Source organism: Brevundimonas sp., assembly GCF_046295595.1.
GTDB lineage: Bacteria > Pseudomonadota > Alphaproteobacteria > Caulobacterales > Caulobacteraceae > Brevundimonas.
In genome coordinates, this window is record NZ_JBKBMX010000019.1 from 1 (window position 1) to 14,868 (window position 14,868).

Annotated in this window: 14 protein-coding genes; 13 read left to right on the plus strand and 1 reads right to left on the minus strand. The window is 70.0% G+C overall.

Features of this window, described 5'->3' with window-relative positions; all coding sequences use genetic code 11:
- Positions 1 to 401: 401 nt before the first annotated feature.
- A complete protein-coding gene (gene erpA, locus ACK4JY_RS12150) occupies positions 402 to 779 on the minus strand; it encodes an iron-sulfur cluster insertion protein ErpA (protein WP_409606050.1) in 378 nt (125 codons plus the stop codon).
- A 67-nt stretch (positions 780 to 846) separates the two neighbouring features.
- On the opposite strand from erpA, the gene ACK4JY_RS12155 reads away from it, so the two are divergent.
- From ACK4JY_RS12155 to lpxC, 13 genes are all read left to right on the plus strand, one after another.
- A complete protein-coding gene (locus ACK4JY_RS12155) occupies positions 847 to 2,019 on the plus strand; it encodes a deoxyguanosinetriphosphate triphosphohydrolase (protein ID WP_409606052.1) in 1,173 nt (390 codons plus the stop codon).
- Positions 2,020 to 2,263: 244 nt separating this feature from the next.
- Complete coding sequence (locus tag ACK4JY_RS12160) at positions 2,264 to 3,013, plus strand: SPOR domain-containing protein (protein WP_409606054.1); 750 nt, start codon at positions 2,264 to 2,266, stop codon at positions 3,011 to 3,013.
- Entirely contained in the window at positions 2,968 to 4,062 is a 1,095-nt protein-coding gene (nagZ, locus tag ACK4JY_RS12165) for a beta-N-acetylhexosaminidase (protein ID WP_409606056.1), read from the plus strand. Before ACK4JY_RS12160 ends, nagZ begins: the two co-directional genes overlap by 46 nt.
- 175 nt (positions 4,063 to 4,237) lie before the next feature.
- Positions 4,238 to 5,056, plus strand: a complete 819-nt coding sequence (locus ACK4JY_RS12170; RefSeq protein WP_409606058.1) for a segregation and condensation protein A — start codon at positions 4,238 to 4,240, stop codon at positions 5,054 to 5,056.
- Complete coding sequence (scpB, locus tag ACK4JY_RS12175) at positions 5,053 to 5,712, plus strand: SMC-Scp complex subunit ScpB (RefSeq protein WP_409606060.1); 660 nt, start codon at positions 5,053 to 5,055, stop codon at positions 5,710 to 5,712. Before ACK4JY_RS12170 ends, scpB begins: the two co-directional genes overlap by 4 nt.
- Before the next feature lie 172 nt (positions 5,713 to 5,884).
- Positions 5,885 to 7,315, plus strand: a complete 1,431-nt coding sequence (gene murC / locus ACK4JY_RS12180; protein WP_409606062.1) for a UDP-N-acetylmuramate--L-alanine ligase — start codon at positions 5,885 to 5,887, stop codon at positions 7,313 to 7,315.
- Positions 7,312 to 7,728: a DUF4375 domain-containing protein gene (locus ACK4JY_RS12185; protein ID WP_409606064.1), complete on the plus strand. Its 417-nt coding sequence runs from the start codon at positions 7,312 to 7,314 to the stop codon at positions 7,726 to 7,728. The genes murC and ACK4JY_RS12185 overlap by 4 nt, the downstream gene beginning before the upstream one ends.
- Positions 7,725 to 8,636 (plus strand): UDP-N-acetylmuramate dehydrogenase, encoded by a 912-nt coding sequence (gene murB / locus ACK4JY_RS12190; RefSeq protein WP_409606066.1) that lies wholly within the window; start codon positions 7,725 to 7,727, stop codon positions 8,634 to 8,636. Before ACK4JY_RS12185 ends, murB begins: the two co-directional genes overlap by 4 nt.
- 105 nt (positions 8,637 to 8,741) lie before the next feature.
- Entirely contained in the window at positions 8,742 to 9,677 is a 936-nt protein-coding gene (locus ACK4JY_RS12195; RefSeq protein ID WP_409606068.1) for a D-alanine--D-alanine ligase, read from the plus strand.
- Positions 9,665 to 10,552 carry a cell division protein FtsQ/DivIB gene (locus ACK4JY_RS12200; RefSeq protein ID WP_409606070.1) on the plus strand — a complete coding sequence of 296 codons (888 nt, stop codon included), beginning with the start codon at positions 9,665 to 9,667 and terminating at the stop codon, positions 10,550 to 10,552. The genes ACK4JY_RS12195 and ACK4JY_RS12200 overlap by 13 nt, the downstream gene beginning before the upstream one ends.
- Positions 10,553 to 10,567: 15 nt before the next feature.
- Positions 10,568 to 11,896 carry a cell division protein FtsA gene (ftsA, locus tag ACK4JY_RS12205; RefSeq protein ID WP_409606072.1) on the plus strand — a complete coding sequence of 443 codons (1,329 nt, stop codon included), beginning with the start codon at positions 10,568 to 10,570 and terminating at the stop codon, positions 11,894 to 11,896.
- A 219-nt stretch (positions 11,897 to 12,115) separates the two neighbouring features.
- Complete coding sequence (gene ftsZ, locus ACK4JY_RS12210; protein ID WP_409606074.1) at positions 12,116 to 13,735, plus strand: cell division protein FtsZ; 1,620 nt, start codon at positions 12,116 to 12,118, stop codon at positions 13,733 to 13,735.
- A 232-nt stretch (positions 13,736 to 13,967) separates the two neighbouring features.
- Entirely contained in the window at positions 13,968 to 14,867 is a 900-nt protein-coding gene (lpxC, locus tag ACK4JY_RS12215; RefSeq protein WP_409606076.1) for a UDP-3-O-acyl-N-acetylglucosamine deacetylase, read from the plus strand.
- Position 14,868 lies beyond the last annotated feature (1 nt).

A 14,868-nucleotide genomic window follows, 5' to 3' on the forward strand; every position in this document is an offset into this window, starting at 1 on the left:
GCGCCCCGCCCCGCCGCCCGTGCCGCCGCGCCCGCTCCCACCCCGGCCGAGCCCGCCGGCGAACGCCCCTACCAGGCCCCGGCCGCCGAGGCCGCCGCCACCCCGGACCGCCCGCGCCAATCGGTGCAGTAGGACGCTCCCACCCCCTCAGGGTTCCTCTTTCTCCGCGCAGACCGGCCGGGTCGGCGGCGGGTAATAGCTCCGTGTTCCTTCTCCCATTGTGGGGAGGTAAGCGCTCAACGGCCTGTGACAGTGCTCGCGGACAACGGCGCTCCCGACAGCCTCGCGCTGGTCGGTCCCCCGAGAGTCGGACCGTCCAAGTGTAAAGAGCTCTTGATGTGGCCGACGCCCGGGAACTGATTGGGCAGCGCGCAACCCTGTGACGCCGCGCTGACGGAGCCTCAGATCGAGAAGCTGACGCCGCAGCCGCAGCTGGACGCCGCGTTCGGGTTGCGGACGACGAACTGGGCCCCGGCTAGGTCGTCGACGAAGGCGATCTCGGAGCCCTTGAGGAAGGGCAGGGAGACGGGGTCGACGAGGGCGGCCTGGCCGTCGGCCTCGATGCGGATGTCGTCGGACTCGGCGGTCTCGACCAGCTCCATCCGGTACTGGAAGCCGGAGCAGCCGCCGCCGTCGACGGCGACGCGCAGCAGCACCGGGTGACCCTCGGCCGCGGCCAGGGTCGCCAGACGGCGGGCCGCGCTTTCGGACAGGCTGAGGCCGTGACCGCCGGCGTGGGGCGTGATCTGGAAGGCGGGGACGGATTGGACGCTGCTCACGGGGCTCTATATGAGGCGCGCACGGGCGATCGCAAAGGCCCGGCCAGCGAAATGAGCCGCCGTGTTGATGCCTGAACGCGCCGCATACGCCGAATATCCCGAACACAGCCGCGGCCGGCTGACCCCGGAGCCGATCAGCCGCACGCGCAACGCCTATGCCCGCGACCGCGACCGCATCATCCACGCCACCGCCTTCCGCCGGCTGAAGGAGAAGACCCAGGTCTTCGTGGCGCACGAGGGCGACCACTATCGCACGCGCCTGACCCATTCGCTGGAGGTGGCGCAGATCGCGCGGTCGATCGCCCATGCCCTGCGGCTGGACACCGACCTGGCCGAGACGGTGGCGCTGGCGCATGACCTCGGCCATCCGCCGTTCGGCCACGCCGGCGAGGACGAGCTGCAGGCGCGGATGGAGCCGTGGGGCGGCTTCGACCACAACGTCCAGACCTTCCGCGTCGTGACCCGGCTGGAGCATCGCTATCCGCAGTTCGAGGGGCTGAACCTGAGCTGGGAGACGGTCGAGGGGGTGGTCAAGCACAACGGCCCGGTGTCGCACCGGCTGGACGAGCCGGCGTGGAAGGCGATCGCCGACTACGCCCCGGCCTGGGATCTGCGGCTGGACAGTTTCGCCTCGCTGGAGGCCCAGGCGGCGGCGATCGCCGACGACATCGCCTACAACAATCACGACGTCGACGACGGGGTGCAGGCGGGGCTGTTCAGCCTCGAGGACCTGACGGAGGTGCCGCTGATCGGGCCGGTGCTACGGGGCGTGCGGGCGGACTGGCCGGATATCGACGAGCGGATGGTGCGGATCGAGGCGGTGCGGCGGATGATCGGCGTCATGGTCGAGGACGTGCTGGCCGAGACCGAGGCGCGGCTCGAGGCCGACAACATCCGCTCGACCGAGGATGTGCGCCGGGCGCGACGGCCGCTGGTCGGTTTTTCGCACGCCATGCTGGCCGATCTGGGCGTGCTGCGGGCCTTTCTGTTCGAGCGGATGTACCGCCATTACCGGGTCAACCGGACGCGCAGCCAGGCGCGGCGGCTGCTGGGCGAGATGTTCGAGCTGTTCATGGCCGATCCGGGCACCCTGCCGCCGGAATGGTCGGGCAAGGCCGGGACGGAGGATGAGGCGCGGCGGGCGCGGGCGGTGTGCGACTACATCGCCGGCATGACCGACCGCTATGCGATCGAGGAGCACCGCAAGCTGTTCAGTCTGGATGTGGGACTGGATCTTTGAACCTCGTTCACCGCCGTCATCCTCGGACTTGATCCGAGGATCAGAGGCAATCGGCAAGCTGTGCGGCGGTGACGGCCCCGCGACCGTGACCGTGGGGCATCTGACGGAGCACCGGACGGTCCGATCCTCGGGTCAAGCCCGAGGATGACGGGGGGAGGGGAACACACGGCCTGAAAAAGGACTCGGACCGGGATACAGTGGTCTTTCCGCGCGCGATTCGTGCGGCACGACGGAAGGCGCGGCCATGTCCCATGAAGATCCCTATCGCCCGAACCCGAGCCGGGACCCCGGCCGCGACCGGGGCGCCTATACGCCGCCGACCGACGACGACCTGCCGTTCAACCGTCAGGGCTATGACCCGCGACGCGGCGGCGGCGGGGGAGGTGGCGGCGGCAAGGCTCCGCCGATGACGCTGATCATCTCGGCGGTGGTGCTGCTGGTGCTCATCATCGCCGTGGTGGTCTATTACCGCGCGGGGCCGCGCTCGTCCGAGGACGCCCCGCCGGCCGTCGGCACGCCGGTCGGCGAGATGACCTCGGCCGCCCCGGTCGACGCCCAGCCGGTCGATCCGACCGCCGGCATCGAGGTGTATGCCGAGACGGACGCTCCCGAGGCGGCCCCGACCTTCACGCCGCCGCCGGAAGCGGTGCAGCCGCGCCCCGCGCCGGCGCCGGTCGAGACCGCGCCCGCTCCGGCCCCGGCCCCGGCCGCGCCGGTGAAGAAGGCCGCCCCGGCTCCGGCCCCGGCCGCCGGCGGGACCTCCAGCGTGCAGATCGGCGCCTTCTCGACCCCCAACCTGGCCGAGCGCGAATACAACGCCGTCGTCGGCCGCTATCCGCAGTTCACGCAGGGCGGCGCGCGGCGGGTGCAGGAGGTCACGGCCTCGAACGGTTCGACCGTCTATCGCACCACCGTCAACGGCCTGAGCCGCGAGCAGGCCAGCGGCCTGTGCAACGCGATCAAGGCCTCGGGCGGCGACTGCATCGTCCGGTGACGCGTTCGGCGGCGATCTATGGCTGCAGCGGCCACCGGCTGACGGAGGCGGAGAAAGCCTTCTTCGCCGAGGTCCGGCCGTGGGGCTTCATCCTGTTTCGCCGCAATGTCGACAGCCCGGACCAGCTGCGCGCCCTGACCGACGAGATGCGCCACTGCGTCGACGATCCCGACGCGCCGGTGCTGATCGATCAGGAGGGCGGTCGGGTGCAGCGGATGGGACCGCCGCACTGGGCCAAATATCCGCCGGCCGGGGCCTATCTGGAGGCGGCCGACGGCCTGCTGCGGGCGCGCGAGCTGGCGCGGCTGGGCGCGCGGCTGATGGCGCATGATCTGAAGTCGGTCGGGATAACCGTCGACTGCGCCCCGGTGCTGGATGTTCCGGTGCCCGGGGCCCACGACATCATCGGCGACCGGGCGTATGCGCGCGATCCGGAGACGGTGGCGGTGCTGGGCCGGGCGGCGGCCGAGGGGCTGCTGGCCGGCGGCGTATTGCCGGTGATCAAACACATGCCGGGGCATGGCCGGGCCTTCGCCGACAGCCATCACAGTCTGCCGGTGGTGCATGCCGATCTGGCGACGCTGGACGGCTGGGATTTCGCCCCGTTCAAAGCGCTGTCGGACATGCCGCTGGCGATGACGGCGCATGTGGTGTTCGACGCGATCGATCCGAAGCGGCCGGCGACGACCTCGAAAAAGGCGCTGAAGCTGATGCGCCACCGGCTGGGGTTCGGCGGACTGATCATCAGCGACGACCTGTCGATGAAAGCGCTGACGGGCGGCCTGGACGAGCGGGCGGCGGCGGCGCTGAAGGCCGGCTGCGACGTGGTCCTGCACTGCAACGGCGATCTGGACGAGATGCGCCAGGTCGCGGCGGGCGTCGGCAAGCTGAAGGGCAAGGCCGGCAAGCGGGCGGCGGCGGCGCTGGCGCGGATCGTGCGCGAGCCGGAGCCGCTGGAGCTGTTCGCGGCGCGCGACCGGTTCGACGCCCTGATGGCCGGACGGCTGGAGGCGGCGGAGGGGCCGGACGTGGGGGAGGGGCAGGCGTGAGGACGGGCCCGTTGATGTCCTTCCCCCCTTGCGGGGGAAGGTGGGCCGCGGAGCAGCTCGGATGGGGGGGCTCTTTCCGCGAGCTGTCCGCTAACCGTAAGCATGGGTGTTTCACCCCCCATCCGTCAGGCTCCGCCTGCCACCTTCCCCCGCAAGGGGGGAAGGAGATCGTTCAGTGACCGACGCCTTCCAGCCGAATCTGGATTTCGCCGCGGTCGAACAGGCCGATGCGGGCGAGGCCTTCGTGGTCGATCTGGACGGCTATGAGGGGCCGCTGCATGTGCTGCTGGCGCTGGCGCGGACGCAGAAGGTCGATCTGCTGAAGCTGTCGATCACCCGGCTGGCGGAACAGTATCTGGCCTTCGTGCACGAGGCGCGGCGGCGCAATTTCGCGCTGGCGGCCGACTATCTGGTGATGGCTTCGTGGCTGGCCTATCTGAAGTCGCGCCTGCTGCTGCCGCGCACCGAGAAGGCCGGCGAGGATATGCCGGCCGAGGAGATGGCGGCGGCTCTCGCCTTCCGGCTGCAGAAGCTGGAGGCGATGCGCAGGGCGGTCGAGGCCATCACCGCGCGGCCGCGGCTGAAGCGCGACGTGTTCACGCGCGGCGACCCCGAGGCGCTGGTGATCATCCCGTCGGACCGCATCGACGCCAGCCTGTACGAGCTGATGGCCGCCTATGTGACGCAGCGGCGGCGCGAGGAGCAGCGGCACTACAACCCCGGCCAGCGGGTCGAGGCCTTCGCCCTGGAGGCGGCGCGGGACTGGCTGCGCGATGTCCTGCCGCGGCTGGATCAGTGGACGCCGCTGGAGCGGGTGGCGCCGGCGCGGCAGGGCGATGAGGGGCCGTCGCAGTCCAGCTTCACCGCCTCGACCCTGTCGGCCAGTCTGGAGCTGGTCAAGGAGGGGGCGATGGAGGTCAAACAGGCCGAGGCCTTCGCCGAACTGTATCTGAAGCGGCGCGCGATCGGGCAGGCGATGGAGCTGGTTCCGTGATTCAGTTCGCCCCCGATCACGGAGAGATCGAGCGCCGGGTCGAGGCCCTGTTGTTCGCCGCCGCCGGGCCGCTGTCGGCGGCGGAGATCGCACGGCGGCTGCCCGAGGGGGCGGATGTCGGCGGGGCGATTTCGGCGCTGCGGGAGCGGTATGAGGGACGCGGGGTCGAGCTGGAGTGCGTGGCGGATCGCTGGCGGTTCAGGACGGCGCCGGACCTGTCGTTCCTGATGACCGAGGAGCGCGAGGAGCCGCGGCGGCTGTCGAAGGCGGCGCTGGAGACCCTGGCCATCATCGCCTACCACCAGCCCTGCACCCGCGCCGAGATCGAGAGCGTGCGGGGGGTGTCGCTGTCGAAGGGGACGCTGGACCTGCTGCTGGAGATGGGGTTCGTGCGGCTGAAGGGGCGGCGGCGGACGCCGGGGCGGCCGGTGACCTATGCCACGGCGGACAAATTCCTCGAACATTTCAGCCTGTCGAGCCTGTACGACCTGCCGGGGGTGCAGGAGATGAAGGCGGCGGGGCTGCTGGACCTGTCGATCCCGGTCGGCTTCGAGGTTCCCGATCCGTCGCGGGCGGGGGACGACGACGAGACGCCGCTGCTGCCGGGCGAGGAGGACTCGCCGGAGTTCGCGCAGGATTTCGTCCAGGAAGACTGAGTATTCCTCCCCCGCAGGGGGAGGGGGACCGCCCGAAGGGGGGGAGGGGGCTGACCTGATCCGCCGGTGTCCGGAGCAAGGCCCCCTCCACCATGCTGCGCATGGTCCCCCTCCCCCAAAGGGGGAGGAATGTGGTGTCGCATTCCGCCCGAACCCTTGCTAATCGCTTCCGATGATCGCTCGCCTTCGTCCCGTACCCTTCGACCTCGGTCCCGTGCATTTCGTCGGCATAGGCGGCATCGGCATGAGCGGCATCGCCGAGATCATGCTCAAGATCGGCTATTCGGTGCAGGGCTCGGACGCCAGGGCCAGCGCCAACACCGAGCGGCTGGAGAAGCTGGGCGCGCGCATCTTCATCGGCCATGACGCGGCCCATGTCGGGGACAGCGTTTCGGCGGTGGTCTATTCGACCGCGGTCAGGGCGACCAACCCGGAGATGATGTCGGCGCGCGAGCGGCGCATTCCGCTGGTGCGGCGGGCCGAGATGCTGGCCGAGCTGATGCGGCTGCAGTTCTCGATCGCGGTCGGCGGGACGCATGGCAAGACGACGACGACTTCGATGGTCGCGGCCATTCTGGACGCCGGCGGGCTGGACCCGACAGTGGTCAACGGCGGCATCATCAACGCCTATGGCACCAACGCCAAGGTTGGCGACGGCGACTGGATCGTGGTCGAGGCCGACGAGAGCGACGGCAGCTTCCTGCGGCTCAAGTCGACGGTGGCCATCGTCACCAATATCGACCCCGAACACCTCGATCACTACGGCGACTTCGACGGGGTGCGGAAGGCGTTCGTCGACTTCGTCGAGAACATTCCCTTCTACGGCTTCGCCGCCGTCTGCCTCGACCATCCCGAGGTGCAGCGTCTGGTGGCCTCGATCGATAACCGGCGGCTGGTGACCTATGGCGTCAATCCCCAGGCCATGGTGCGGGCCGACAATGTCGAGATGAAGCCGGACGGCTGCCGCTTCGACGTGGTGATCCAGCAGCCGGGGCTGGCCGCCCTGGACGAGCCGACGCGGATCGAGGGGCTGCATCTGCCGATGGCCGGCTGGCACAATGTGTCCAATGCGCTGGCGGCCATCGCCGTGGCGCGCGAGCTGGACGTGTCGGACGAGGCGATCACGGCGGGGCTGGCCGGGTTCGGCGGGGTCCGGCGGCGGTTCACCACCACGGGCATCGTCGGCGGGGTGCGGATCGTCGACGACTACGGCCACCATCCGGTCGAGATCGCGGCGGTGCTGAAGGCCGCGCGTCAGGTGGCCGAGGGCCGGGTCATCGCCGTGGTCCAGCCGCACCGCTTCACCCGGCTGGAATCGCTGATGGAGGAGTTCTCGACCTGTTTCTCGGACGCCGACGCGGTGTTCGTGGCCGACGTCTATGCGGCCGGCGAGCCGCCGATCACGGGGGTCGACAAGGACGCCCTGGTCGAGGGCATCCGGCGGTTCGGGCACCGGTCGGTGCACGCGCTGGAGAGCGTCGAGGCTCTGCCCGGCGTGATCGCGGCGGAGGCGAGGGCGGGCGATCTGGTGGTGCTGCTGGGGGCGGGGGACATTACGCAGTGGGCTTATGCGCTGCCGGGGCAGCTGGAGGCGCTGGGTTGAATTATCGGGAACTCGTCGAACCCTATTGGAATGCGGTGAGCATCCATGTCGGGGCGGATAAATTCACCCAGCAGTTTGCCGCATTGCCGCGGGCTTCCCAGCATCTCTACGCAACCCATTGGACGCAAAGTGAAGTGCAGAATGGGGGACTCGGTCAGTTTTTTGACAACGGCGCCGGCATTCTCGCGCCCGAGGCGGTGGAAGGATTTCGGACGCTGGGAATGCCAGAGGCGGCGGCGGCCCTGGCGGACGTTATGAGGTTGTTCGGTGACCCGTATCCGCGGGAGCGCAAGACGGGCGAGCAGGTGACCCTGCCCAGGACTATCGAGGATCGGTTTTCCAAGCTGCTCGAGTCCGAAGCCGGCGGCTTCTGGGATGCGGCCGATCGCTATGCGGCGACCCACACCACATGACCTCCATCGTATCTCTTCCCCCCGTGCGCGGTAAGTTGTTGCGCGACGAACCGTTGGGCCCGTTCACCTGGTTCCGCGTCGGCGGAAATGCGGACGCGCTGTTCATTCCGGCTGACGCTGACGATCTGGCCGACTTTTTGAAGGCGCTGGACCCGGCCGTACCGGTTACCGTGCTGGGCGTCGGCTCGAACGTCATCGTGCGTGACGGCGGGGTCGAGGGGGTCGTGATCCGGCTGGCCGGACGGCCGTTCGCCGGGATCACGACCGAGGGCGAGACGATCACCGCAGGAGCGGGGGCGCTGGACGCGATGGTGGCGCGGGCCTCGGCCAAGGCGGGGCTGGCGGGGTTGGAGTTCTATGCGGGCATCCCGGGCACCATCGGCGGGGCGCTAACCATGAACGCCGGCTGCTATGGCGCCGAGACGAAGGACATTCTCGTTTCCGCCTGGGGGCTCACGCGGGCGGGGGAGAGGGTCGAATATTCGCTGGCCGACTTCGGCTACACCTATCGCCATTCGCAGGCCCCGGCGGACATCATCTGGATCGAGGCGACCTATCGCGGGACGCCCGACGATCCCGAGGCGGTCGCCGGCCGCATCGCCGAGATCACCTCGCGCCGCGAACTGACCCAGCCGATCCGCGAGAAGACCGGCGGCTCGACGTTCAAGAACCCGCCGGGCCAGTCGTCGTGGAAGCTGGTCGACGAGGCGGGGTGGCGCGGCAAGCTGTTCAAGGCCACCGGCGGCGGGGCCATGTTCAGCGAACTGCACAGCAACTTCATGATCAATCCCGGCGAGGCGACGGCGGCCGATATCGAGGGGCTGGGCGAGGCGGTGCGGGCGGATGTGCTGTCGAAAACCGGCGTGCCGCTGGACTGGGAGATCAAGCGCATCGGGCGAGCGGGATAGGCACGGCCGCTGCCTTCATCGAAGGCTTTTGTGCGCGCGGGCGCGATTGGTTGACCGGCTGTTAAGGACGTGCGCCGCATTGCGGTGACTGTTCCGGAGCTTCGCATGACCCGCCCCTTCGCAGACCTGCACGTCGCCGTCCTGATGGGCGGGCTGTCGTCGGAGCGCGCGGTGTCGCTGAGCTCGGGCAAGGAGTGCGCCGACGCCCTCGAGGGGCAGGTGGCGCGGGTCAGCCGGGTCGACGCCGGACGCGACATCGCCCAGGTGCTGGCGGCGCTGAAGCCGGACGTGGTGCTGAACGCCCTGCATGGCGAATGGGGCGAGGACGGCTGCGTCCAGGGCATCCTCGAGACGCTGCAGGTTCCCTACACCCACTCCGGCGTGCTGGCCTCGGCCATCACCATGGACAAGGACAAGACCAAGTCGATCCTGCGCGCGGCCGGCGTCCTGGTGCCCGGCGGCGGCCTGTTCGACCGGCACGCGGTGGCGCGCGGCCACGTCATTCCGCCGCCCTATATCGTCAAGCCGAATGCCGAGGGCTCGTCGGTCGGGGTCTATCTGGTGGCCGAGGGGGCGCCGCCCCAGGCCGAGGTCGGGGCCGACGACTGGGCCTATGGCGACCAGGTGATGGTCGAGCCCTATATCCGCGGCAAGGAGCTGGCCGTCGCCGTGATCGGCGAGGCGACCGGCCCACGCGCCCTGACGGTGACCGACATCACCCCGGTCAAAGGCTTCTACGACTACGAAGCCAAATACGCCCCGGGCGGCTCGGTGCACAAACTTCCGGCCGATCTGCCGCCCCATGTATTCGAGGCGGCGATGCGGGAATCCGAGCGGGCGCATGCGGCTCTGGGCTGCCGCGGAGTATCACGATCCGACTTTCGTTATGACGATCTTAAGGACGTTCTCGTTCTTCTGGAGGTCAATACCCAGCCCGGCATGACGCCGACCTCGCTCGTGCCCGAGCAGGCCGCGTTCGCCGGGATGGGATATAAAGACCTGGTCCGGTGGATGGTGGAGGACGCCTCATGCCCGCGGTAGTTCGCGGCGGTCGGCGACAGAGTTCGAAACAGCCCGTCAAGCGGTCCGCGGCTCCCAGGGGGGGAGGCCGGGGCCGTTCGCCCCGCAACGCCCCGGCCACGCCGGGCAAGGTGGCGGCGATCGGCCGGCTGGACCTGTCGCCCCGCGCCGTCGTCATCTCGATCGTCGCCGGCGTCGTGGTGCTGGCCGGCGTGCTGGCGACCGGGGCGCGCGCCGACCGCATCGGCGCCTCGATCAGCGACGGCGTCGACGGCATGGCCGTCGGCATGGGGCTGAAGCTGGACAAGGTGTTCATCGAGGGCGAGTCCGCCGAGGCCAGCGCCGCCATCCAGCGGGCGGTGCAGCTGAACGGCGGCCAGGCCATGACCTCGATCGACCTCGACGCGGTGCGCGAGCGGGTCGAGGGGGTGGGCTGGGTCAAGGAGGCGCGGATCGTGCGCCTGCTGCCCAACACCCTGATCGTCCACGTCGTCGAGCATGACCGGCTGGCCATCTGGCAGGCCGGCGGACGCAATATGGTGATCGACAGCCACGGCCAGGTGATCCGCGGGGCCGACGCCGGCCGCTATCCGAACCTGCCGCTGGTGGTCGGCAAGGGGGCCGAACAGGCCGCCGCCGAGGTGCTGCCGCTGATCGCCCAGCGGCCCCGGCTGATGGCCCGTCTGGAGGCGCTGGTGCGCGTCGACGAGCGCCGCTGGGACCTGCGGCTGAAGGACGGCAGCCTGATTCAGCTGCCCGCCGCCGATCAGGACGCGGCCCTGATCCAGCTGGACGCGCTGGACCAGCGCGAACGGCTGCTGGAACTCGGGTTCGCCCGCATCGATCTGAGGACGCCCGAGGAGGTCGCTGTCCGGCCCTCCGCCGGCGACGCATAGGGCTGGATTTGTAGTATGGCTGGACGTCTTGTGGACAAGTCTGTGGATGGCGGAAAATCCGCCGCCGGCCGCGCGCCCGTCGTGGCGGCGCTGGATCTCGGCCAGTCCAAGGTCGGCTGCTTCATCATGAAGCCCGACGGCGTGCGCCATGCCGACCGCACCATCCGGGTGGCGGGGGCGGGGCACGTCCAGTCGCGCGGCATCCGCGGCGGCGGCATCGTCAATATGGACGAGGCGGCCCAGGCCATCGGCCATGCGGTCGAGCGGGCCGAGCGGGCCGCCGGCTCGCCGGTCTCGGGCGTGGTGGTGACCACCGCCATCGGCCAGATGGCCAGCCACCGGGTCCAGGCCCGCGTTTCGCTCGGGGCCAATCCGGTCGGCGACGCCGATCTGGCGCGCGCCATCGCCATGGCCTTGGCCCAGATCCGCCTGCCGAACCGCCGTCCGATCCATGTGCTGCCGATCGCCTGGTCGGTCGACGGTGCGCGCGGGGTGCACGACCCGCGCTCGATGAAGGGGCATTCGCTGGGGCTGGACCTGCTGGTGGTGTCGATGGCCGAGAGCGCCTTCAACGCCCTGAGCCACTGTCTGGAGCTGGCCCACCTCGACCTGCAGGGCGTGGTGGCGGCGCCGGTGGCCTCGTCGCTGGCGGCGCTGGAAGACGACGAGATGGATCTGGGCTGCGTCTGCATCGACATGGGCGGCGGCGCGACCTCGGCCGCGGTCTGGGGCGGGCGCTCCCTGCTGCATATCGAGAGCCTCAACGTCGGCGGCGATCATGTGACGGCCGATATCGCCCGGGGGCTGTCGACCTCGCGCGCCGGGGCCGAGCGGCTGAAGACCCTGCACGGCTCGGCCATGGCCAGCGCCAATGAGGACCGCGAGATGTTGGAGGCCCCGCCGCGCGGCGAGGATCCCTCGGCCGGTCCGGTGGTGGTGCCGCGCGCCATGCTGAAGACGGTCATCGCGCCGCGCGTCGAGGAGACGCTGGAGCTGCTGCGCGACCGGCTGCGCAACGCCGGGGTCGGGCTGGAGCCGGGCGCCGGCCTGGTGCTGACCGGCGGGGCGAGCCAGCTGAACGGCGTGCGCGAGCTGGCGGTGCGGGTGTTCGACCGGCCGGTGCGGCTGGGCAAGCCGCAACGGGCGCCGCACCTCGCCGACGCCGCCTCGGGGCCGGCCTTCTGCTCGGCCGCCGGCGTGCTGCTGCGCGCCGCCTATGGGCCGCGTGAGGCGGTGTCGGCGCGCAAGCTGATGTCGCGCCAGATCACCGCCGCCGACGCGCCGCGTATCCATCAAGGCGGTCTGGTCGCCCGGGCCGCGGGCTGGCTGCGCGAGAACCTGTAGCGCCGGTCGGCGGCGGGGGCGGTTGTCCCCACGCTGTCCACAGTGGAAAACTGCGGCGAAGGTTAACGAATTCCGTGGCCCCCGGCCCGACTCACCCTATCCGGTAACACTCCCTTAAGCAGATAGGGTGTTTCCTTAACGCGCTCATAACCAATGCGAATCGGCGGGGGTTTCGCATCGGGGCAGACGGGCAGGGTCGAACCTAAGGTCGGAATTAGAATGTCTCTCTCGCTTGTGCGTCCGCAACACACGGAACTGAAGCCCCGCATCGTCGTCTTCGGCGTCGGCGGCGCGGGCGGCAACGCCGTCAACAACATGATCGACGCCGGCCTCGAAGGGGTCGAGTTCGTCGTCGCCAACACCGATGCGCAGCATCTGTCGTTCGCCAAGACCGACCGCCGCGTCCAGCTGGGCGAGACCATCACGCAAGGCCTGGGCGCGGGCGCCCACCCCGAGGTCGGCATGAACGCGGCCGAGGAGTCGGCCGAGGAAATCTACGGGCACCTCGATGGCGCCCACATGGTCTTCATCACCGCCGGCATGGGCGGCGGCACCGGCACCGGCGCCGCGCCGGTCATCGCCAAATGCGCCCGCGACCGCGGCATCCTGACGGTCGGCGTGGTGACCAAGCCCTTCACCTTCGAAGGCCGTCACCGCATGCGTCTGGCCGATGCCGGCATCGCCGAGCTGCAGCGCTACGTCGACACCCTGATCGTCATTCCGAACCAGAACCTGTTCCGCGTCGCCAATGAGCGCACCACCTTCGCCGACGCCTTCGGCATGGCCGACCAGGTGCTGCACTCGGGCGTGCGCTCGATCACCGACCTGATGATCCTGCCGGGTCTGATCAACCTCGACTTCGCCGACGTCCGCGCCGTCATGTCCGAGATGGGCAAGGCGATGATGGGCACGGGCGAGGCCTCGGGCGAGGACCGTGCCCTGCAGGCGGCCCAGAACGCCATCGCCAATCCGCTGCTGGACGAGACCTCTCTGAAGGGCGCCAAGGCCGTGCTGGTGAACATCACCGGCGGCATGGACATGACCCTGCTGGAAGTCGACGAGGCCGCCAACGCCATCGCCGGCGAGGTGGACGCCGACGCCAACATCATCTTCGGGGCCGCCTTCGACCCGGCGCTGGACGGCAAGATCCGCGTATCGGTCGTGGCCACCGGCATGGAAGACCTGGCCGCGGCCCAGTCGCCGACCTCGACCTCGACCGCGCCGTTCGACACCCGCCGGCCCGCCCCGTCCTACGCCGCCTCGCGCGCCGAGCCGGTGCGTCAGGAAGCGGTGCGCGAACCGGCCCGCGATCTGGGCCGTGACTTCGGCCGCGCCGAGGCCCCGCGTCAGGCCGAGCCCGCCCCCATCGTCCCGACCTTTCAGTCCAGCCAGCCGACCTATGGCGCCGTGGCCCGGGCCCCCGAGCCGCGTCCGGAGCCGGTGATCCACGTCGCCGAGGACCGCGCCCTCGAGCCGATCGTCGATCCGTGGGTCGAGGAATATGAGTCCGCCCCGCGCACCGCCGCCCAGGCGGCGCCGGTGGCCCAGGGCGACCTGTATATGGACCGCACCGGCGACCGCGCCGAGCGCCCTGCCGCCGAGCCGATGCAGCGCCGCGAAGAGCCGGCCTATGACGACCACGACGACCGGGATCACCGCAAGTCGGGCTGGAGCCTGTTCGGCCGCGGCAAGCGTCAGCCGGCCCAGCCGGCCTATGCGCCGCAACGCACGACCGAGATGCGTTCGACCAGCCAGGTTCAGCCGACGCCGGAGCTCGACCAGGGCCAGGCGGAGGACGATCTGGAAATCCCGTCGTTCCTGCGGCGGTTGGCCAACTAGGGTTCAGGCAGCAGGCAGCAGGCAGCAGGGAAGGGCGGTCGCAGGGCCGCCCTTTCGCTTTGCCGGGGGAGCGGCCTGCCACACACCGGCTGCCTGCTGCCGGCTACCTCCCCGTTAACGAAACAATCGGAAACCCGACTTTCATTTCAGTCTTGCGACACCCCCGCTAGACGGTTTCTGGGGCGAACTCCGCACGTAGAGGCGGGGCGCAAGTTGAAGCGAGTTTCTGCAATTGCCGGTCCGTCACGACCATCACCAGAAGACCACCGTCGCGCCGGCGATCATCGCCGGCGTGGGCGTGCACACGGGCGACCGGGTGCGTCTGGCGGTGCGTCCGGCGCCGGTCGGCACGGGCATCGTCTTCGTCCGCACCGACATCAAGGACCGTGACAACCGCATTCCGGTCTCGGGCGAGGCCGTCGTCGACGCCCGCCTGAACACCATGATCGAGAACGCCGCCGGCGTGCGGCTGTCGACCATCGAGCATCTGATGGCGGCCTTCGCCGCCCTGGGCGTGTCGAATGCCGTGGTCGAGGTGGACGGTCCTGAGCTGCCGATCCTCGACGGTTCGGCCCTGCCGTTCGTCAAGCTGCTGGACCGCGCCGGCTTTCGTCCGCAGGAAGCGCCGGTCCGCTATATCGAGATCCTCGAGCCGATCCGGGTGCAGGACGGCGACAAGAGCGCGGCCCTGCTGCCGTGCGACCGCTATGAGATGCGCTTCGAGATCGACTTCCCGACGCCGGTGATCGGCAATCAGGTGATCGACTTCGTCGTCGACGAACAGACCTTCCGCGACGAGATCATGGCCGCCCGCACCTTCGGCTTCGCCCATGAGGTCGAGGCCCTGCGCAAGGCCGGCCTGGCCCGCGGCGGCTCGCTGGAGAACGCCGTGGTCATCGACGGCGACCAGATCCTGAACCCGGGCGGGCTGCGGATGGAGCGCGAGTTCGTCAAGCACAAGGCGCTGGATGCTATCGGCGACCTGTATGTGCTCGGCGCGCCGCTGCTGGGCCGCTACGAGGGCGTCAAGGCGGGCCACGCGATCAACAACCTGCTGGTCCGCGAACTGCTGGCCAATCCGCAGGCGTGGCGCGAGACGACGCGCGTGCCGGAAATGGCGATGGCGGGCTGAT